7 protein-coding genes and 1 pseudogene are annotated in these 6167 nt (G+C 70.7%); 6 read left to right on the forward strand and 2 right to left on the reverse strand.

The window, feature by feature from the left end; genetic code table 11:
- The coding region (locus tag A5714_RS11020; protein WP_231975870.1) for a GNAT family N-acetyltransferase at positions 1-275 on the reverse strand (275 nt) is incomplete at its 3' end.
- Positions 272-1039, reverse strand: coding sequence for a response regulator transcription factor (locus A5714_RS11025; protein WP_068071540.1), 768 nt, complete (start codon positions 1037-1039; stop codon positions 272-274). The genes A5714_RS11020 and A5714_RS11025, both read right to left, overlap by 4 nt.
- Positions 1040-1249: 210 nt before the next feature.
- On the opposite strand from A5714_RS11025, the gene lmeA reads away from it, so the two are divergent.
- From lmeA to A5714_RS11055, 6 genes and pseudogenes are all read left to right on the forward strand, one after another.
- Positions 1250-2041, forward strand: a complete 792-nt coding sequence (gene lmeA / locus A5714_RS11030; protein WP_156747263.1) for a mannan chain length control protein LmeA — start codon at positions 1250-1252, stop codon at positions 2039-2041.
- A 253-nt stretch (positions 2042-2294) separates the two neighbouring features.
- Positions 2295-2765, forward strand: coding sequence for a DUF4395 domain-containing protein (locus A5714_RS11035; protein WP_068285190.1), 471 nt, complete (start codon positions 2295-2297; stop codon positions 2763-2765).
- Positions 2766-2804: 39 nt separating this feature from the next.
- A complete protein-coding gene (locus tag A5714_RS11040; protein ID WP_068071545.1) occupies positions 2805-3638 on the forward strand; it encodes a sulfurtransferase in 834 nt (277 codons plus the stop codon).
- A gap of 1 nt (position 3639) precedes the next feature.
- Positions 3640-3942: a DUF1416 domain-containing protein gene (locus A5714_RS11045; RefSeq protein ID WP_068071547.1), complete on the forward strand. Its 303-nt coding sequence runs from the start codon at positions 3640-3642 to the stop codon at positions 3940-3942.
- A gap of 143 nt (positions 3943-4085) precedes the next feature.
- Positions 4086-4742, forward strand: coding sequence for an FABP family protein (locus A5714_RS11050; RefSeq protein WP_068071549.1), 657 nt, complete (start codon positions 4086-4088; stop codon positions 4740-4742).
- Positions 4743-4813: 71 nt separating this feature from the next.
- Positions 4814-6167, forward strand: a pseudogene (locus A5714_RS11055) (hypothetical protein); the annotation flags it as partial.

The following is a 6167-nucleotide window of genomic DNA, read 5'->3' on the forward strand; positions in this document are numbered from 1 at the left end:
CCGCGGCGCCGGGCCGCCGGATGCACGACGAGCTCCGCCATGGCGGCGTCGCCGTCGCGCGGGGGAGCCAGGTTGAGATAGCCGACGACCGCGCCCGCGGCGTCGGTGCTGAGCAGGTGGGCGGTGCGCTGGTGGGCCAGTTCGCGTAACACCTGCTCGCCGACGGGCGCCACGCCGTCGGCTTCGGTTGCGGCGTCGACCAATTCGCGTACCTGCTGCTGTTGGTGAACGGTCAGCGCGGGGCGCCAGTCGGCCGACCAGTACGCCGGGGTCACTGACTGCGCAACGGATCGGCCAGCGGGTCCTCGGCGCCCTGCGCTTCGCTGTCGATGTCGTCGTCGTCCTCGGGTTCCGCGACGGGCGCCCGCCCGCGCGCCGGCCGGACCGCCTTGTAGCCGACGTTGCGCACGGTTCCGATCAGCGCCTCGTATTCGGGTCCGAGCTTGGCCCGCAGCCGGCGGACGTGGACGTCGACGGTGCGGGTGCCGCCGAAGAAGTCGTAGCCCCACACCTCGTGCAGCAGCTGCGCTCGGGTGAACACCCGCCCGGCGTGCTGGGCCAGGTACTTGAGCAGCTCGAACTCTTTGTAGGTGAGGTCGAGCGGGCGGCCCCGCAGCCGCGCCGTGTAGGTGCCCTCGTCGATCACCAGCTCGCCCAGGCTGACCTTGCCCGCGCTCTCCTGGTCGGCCTGGCCGCCGCGGCGCCCGACCACCAGACGCAGCCGGGCGTCGACCTCGGCGGGCCCGGTGGTCGGCAGCAGGATCTCGTCGAGTCCCCAGTCGGCGCTGACCGCCACCAGGCCGCCCTCGCTGACCACCGCCAGCACCGGCGCCGATCGGCCCGCCGTGCTCAGCAACCTGCACAGCCCGCGCGCCGACGACAGGTCGGTGCGCGCGTCGACCAACACGGCGTCGGCGGTCCCGGCCTCGAGCAACGACGACGGCTCGGGCGGCGCGGTGCGGACGGTGTGCGGCAGCAGCGACAACGACGGGAGGACCGGGTCGGGATGCAGCTCCGAGGTCAGCAGTAGTAGCTCCAACTAGTCCCTCCTGCTCGGGGGAACGGCATCTCCCAAATTCACAACGCCATAACGCGTTAGTTACCAGGCCACCCAACTTTAACGTGCTACCTGGTTTTTTCGCGTGTCATACGGGCCGGTGTGAGCCCCACCACCTCCCCGCCGAGCACCCCTCCGCCGGTCGGGTGGTGCGGGTGGTTGCGCCACAATGTGCGGGTGCGCAAGCTTGTGATGGCCGGGATCGCCACGGCGAGCGCCGTGGCGATCGTCGCGCTCGGCGCGGTCGGCGTCGACTACGGGACCAGCATCTATGCCGAATACCGGCTGTCGTCCAGCGTCCGCAGGGCGGCGAACCTGGGGTCGGACCCGTTCGTCGCGATCCTGGCGTTCCCGTTCATCCCGCAGGCGTTGCGGCGGCACTACAACGAGCTCGAGATCAAGGCCAACGACGTCGACCACGCGACGGTCGGCAAAGCCACGCTCGAAGCCACTATGCACTCGATCGACTTGACATACGCGTCCTGGCTGATCCGGCCCGACGCGAAGCTGCCGGTGGGCAAACTCGAGAGCCGCATCATCATCGGGTCGCTGTACCTCGGGCGCTACCTGGGCATCACCGACCTGATGGTCGAGGCGCCGCCGCAGGAGACCAACGACGCCACCGGCGGCACCACCGAATCGGGCATCTCGGGCAGCCACGGTCTGGTCTTCACCGGCACCCCGAAGTCGGCGGGCTTCGGCCGCCGCGTCAGCGTGTCGGTCGACCTGTCGATCGCCCCCGACGACCCGGCGACGCTGGTGTTCAGCCCTACCGGCGTGCTCACCGGCGCCAACACCGCCAACCAGTCGGTGCCGGCCGACAAGAAGGACGCGGTGCTGCACGCGTTCGCCGCCCGGCTGCCCAACCAGCGGCTCCCGTTCGGCGTCGCCCCCAAGACCGAAGGGGCGCGCGGCTCCGACGTCATCATCGAGGGCATCACCTACGGCGTGACCGTGACGCTGGACGGCTTCCGGCAGTCCTGAGGGCCGTCGCGGCGCGACGCTGTTGGCCGTATGACCGGGTCATTGGGTAAGCTTGCCGTCGTGTCAGCCCGCCCTGAGCCCGTGCTCATTCAGCGACGCGCAGTAGAACTGTGCCGCACCGCGGGCTGTTGTTGTTGCTGTTGCCGCTGAGTAGCCGCGCCGTCGCGTAGCACTCGGAGCAGCCCGGATCCTGACCGAGGCGTGTCTCCCCCGCCGTCATATCCCCGCAGCAGGCGTATCGAGGAGTAGTACCGTGCCGAGCAGCAACACCACCGCGCAACCCGACCTCGTCGACGTGCGTGGGCCGCGCTTTGCGGCCTGGGTCACCACCGCCGTCCTTGTGCTGGCCCTTGTGGTCGCGGCGGTCAACCCGCTCGCGGCCGCCGCGATCCTCGGCGTGCAGGCGGTCATCTTCGCGATCGGCGCGGTCGGCGGACCCCGCAAGCACCCCTACGGCCGCATCTTTGCCCGTGCCGTCGCGCCCCGGCTCGGGCCGGTCCGGGAACGCGAACCCGTCGCGCCGCTGAAGTTCGCGCAGCTCGTCGGCCTCGTCTTCGCCGTCGTCGCGGTCGTCGCCTTCGCGGCCGGCGCCTTCCTGGGCGGCGTCATCGCCACCGCGGCGGCCCTGGCGGCCGCCTTCCTCAACGCGGCCTTCGGCATCTGCCTGGGCTGTCAGCTCTACCCGCTGGTGGCGCGCCTGCGCACCGGCGCGCGTCCGGCCTGACCGGCGCCCCACCCCAAGCGATCGAAAGGATCCCGTTTCATGGCACGCTCCGACGTCCTGGTCTCCGCGGACTGGGCCCAGAGCAATCTCGACTCCCCCGGCGTCGTCTTCGTGGAGGTCGACGAGGACACCAGCGCCTACGACGCCGGCCACCTGCCGGGCGCCGTCCGGCTGGACTGGCGCACCGACCTGCAGGACCCGGTCAAGCGTGACTTCGTCGACGCCGAGCAGTTCTCCAAGCTGCTCAGTGACCGCGGCATCGCCAACGACGACACCGTCGTGCTCTACGGCGGCAACAACAACTGGTTCGCCGCCTACGCCTACTGGTACTTCAAGCTCTACGGGCACGCGCAGGTCAAGCTGCTCGACGGCGGCCGCAAGAAGTGGGAACTCGACGGCCGCCCGCTGACCCGGGACGCCGTCAGTCGGCCGGCGACCTCCTACACGGCGTCCGCACCGGACACCAGCATCCGGGCGTTCCGCGACGAGGTGATCGCGGCCATCAACACCAAGAACCTCGTCGACGTGCGGTCCCCCGACGAGTTCTCCGGCAAGATCCTGGCGCCCGCGCACCTGCCCCAGGAACAGAGCCAACGGCCCGGCCACATCCCCGGTGCGATCAACGTCCCGTGGAGCAAGGCCGCCAACGAGGACGGCACCTTCAAGTCCGACGAGGAGCTGGCCAAGCTCTACGCCGACGCCGGCCTGGACGGCCAGAAGGAGACCATCGCCTACTGCCGCATCGGGGAGCGCTCGTCGCACACCTGGTTCGTGCTCCGCGAACTCCTCGGGCACCGCAACGTCAAGAACTACGACGGAAGTTGGACGGAATACGGCTCCCTGGTGGGCGCCCCGATCGAGTTGGGAAGCTGATATGTGCTCTGCACCCAAGCAAGGACTGACACTGCCCGCCAGCGTCGACCTGGAGAAGGAAACGGTGATCACCGGGCGCGTCGTGGACAGCGACGGCCAGGCGGTCGGCGGCGCGTTCGTGCGGCTGCTGGACTCGTCCGACGAGTTCACCGCCGAGGTGGTCGCGTCGGCCACCGGCGACTTCCGGTTCTTCGCCGCGCCGGGATCGTGGACGCTGCGCGCGTTGTCCGCCTCCGGTAACGGCAACGCCGTGGTGTCGCCGTCGGGCGCGGGCGTCCACGAGGTCGACGTCAAGATCGCCTGAGCGCCGGCCACCGCCGCTCGGCCCGCGCCGGGCGAATAGACTGACCCCGTGGTTCTTTTCTACGAGATCATGCTGGTGGTGGCGGTCGTGGTGATCTCCTGGTTCGCCCTCTACACGCTCTACCGGCTCATTACCGACGAATCGTGACCTCCCACGAACCGGCGAGCGCTGCCGGCTCCGGGGATCGCGCGGTGGCGGCCGCCGCGGAACGCGCGAAGCTGACCGCCGGCCGCAACATCCCGGCCTTCGACGACTCGCCCTTCCCCCCGGACACGGCCAACCTGCGCGAGGGCGCCGACCTCAGCGACGCGCTGCTGGCGCTGCTTCCGCTGGTCGGCGTCTGGCGCGGCGAGGGCGAGGGCCGCGGGCACGACGGCGACTACCGCTTCGGCCAGCAGATCGTGGTATCCCACGACGGGGGTGACTACCTGATCTGGGAGTCGCGGTCCTGGCGGCTCGACGAGGCGGGTGGTTACCAGGAGCGCGGCCTGCGCGAGACGGGCTTTTGGCGCTTCGTCAGCGACCCCGACGATCCCAGCGAATCGCAGGCGATCGAGGTGCTGCTGGCGCACTCGGCCGGTTACGTCGAGCTGTTCTACGGGCGGCCGCGCAACCAGTCGTCGTGGGAGTTGGTCACCGACGCCCTGGCCCGCAGCCGCTCGGGCGTGCTGGTCGGGGGCGCGAAACGGCTCTACGGCATCGTCGAGGGCGGCGACCTCGCCTACGTCGAGGAACGGGTGGACGCCGACGGCGGGCTGGTCCCGCACCTGTCGGCGCGGCTGTCGCGATTCGCGGGCTAGCAACTCACTCGCCCCTTACCCTTTGGCGTGTACTGTTCGACGTCCGAACAGCCGCGAAGGGAGATCGGCGCATGCGTCCCAGGAGGGCCCCGGCTCCCGCGCTGCGCTGGGTCGTCACCGCGGCCGGGCTGCTGCTGATCCTCTATCTCGCCGTCCTGGACCTGTGGCCGTCGGTGATCGACAGGCTGCCGCCGTCGCTCGCCTGGTTCGGCCGCCCCGGGTCGATGCCGACGCTGGCCATCGTGGTCGCCGTGCTCATCGCGGCGTGCGTGCTGACCTTCCGCTCGGACACCAGCCACCGCGTCGTCGGGGTTTCGTTCACCGTGATCGCTGTGCTCGTCAGCATGGGGGCGGTGCTGGGGCTGACGTCGTACTGGGGTTGTCACGACGCCAACCACCCGGCGTTCTTCACCCCGCTGATGGCGACGGCCAGCCTGGTCAAGGGCAGCACCAGTGACTTCTCGGTGGGCGGTCGCACCTGTCCGAACCCCACCCCGGTCGGCCTGGAACTGGCGCGGATCGCGGCGCTGGCGGCCATCTTCACCGGCCTGGGCGGCGTCGTCGTCGGCGTGTTCCGGTCCCAGGTGGACCGGCTACGGGCCAACTTCGCGGACTCCGTCACCGCGATCGTCGGCGTCGACGCCGACACCCAGTCGATGATCAGCGCGGTCGCGCGGACGCTGGACCGGCGCAGCACGCTGGTGGTCATCACCGGCGCCAGCGACGACCGAGTGCAGCGCGCCCGCAGGCAGGGCGCCCGTGTGGTGCTGGTGGACTTCAACAACCCGTCGACGCTGGTGTCGCTGCGGCTGTGGCGGCGCCTGTCCCGGCTGTATCTGATGGCGCCCGACCCGGCGATCAACCTACTGTGGTTGGACCTGATCAGCCGGCGGCTGGCCGAGGTGGCGCACCGGCGGCGGCTGCCGCTCATCGTGCGCATGGACGACCCGTGGCTGGCGCAGGCGTGGCGCGCCCAGCAGTTCGGCGGGTCCGACACACGCTGGGCGGCCGACGTGGTCGGCAAGTACGAGGTCACCGCCGGCCGGCTGCTCGACGGTATCGTCGCGACGGCCCGCACGAGGCGCGTATTCGTCTGCGGCACTTCGCAATTGACATTGGCGTTGTGCGCCGACCTGACCCAGCGGGCGCTGGAACGCGACTTCTACACCCCGCCCGGGGCCGTGCCGCTGCCGGCGCTGACCCTGGTCGAACGCGACGCCGAGGACTACCTGCGGGATCACGAGTTCTACCGCCGGCAGGCCGGTTTCGTCTCCGAGGGGCCGACGATCGACGCGGTGGCGCAGGCGCCGACGGTGCCGGCCCTGCTGACGCTGATCGGCGACGCCGACCCCGCGACCAGCGCGGTGATCTTCGTCGACGCGCACCTCGCGACGACGGCGGCCCGGCTGGCCGCCCGCTTCCCCG

Origin of the sequence: Mycobacterium sp. E2462 (genome assembly GCF_001672685.1) — a bacterium.
GTDB lineage: Bacteria > Actinomycetota > Actinomycetes > Mycobacteriales > Mycobacteriaceae > Mycobacterium.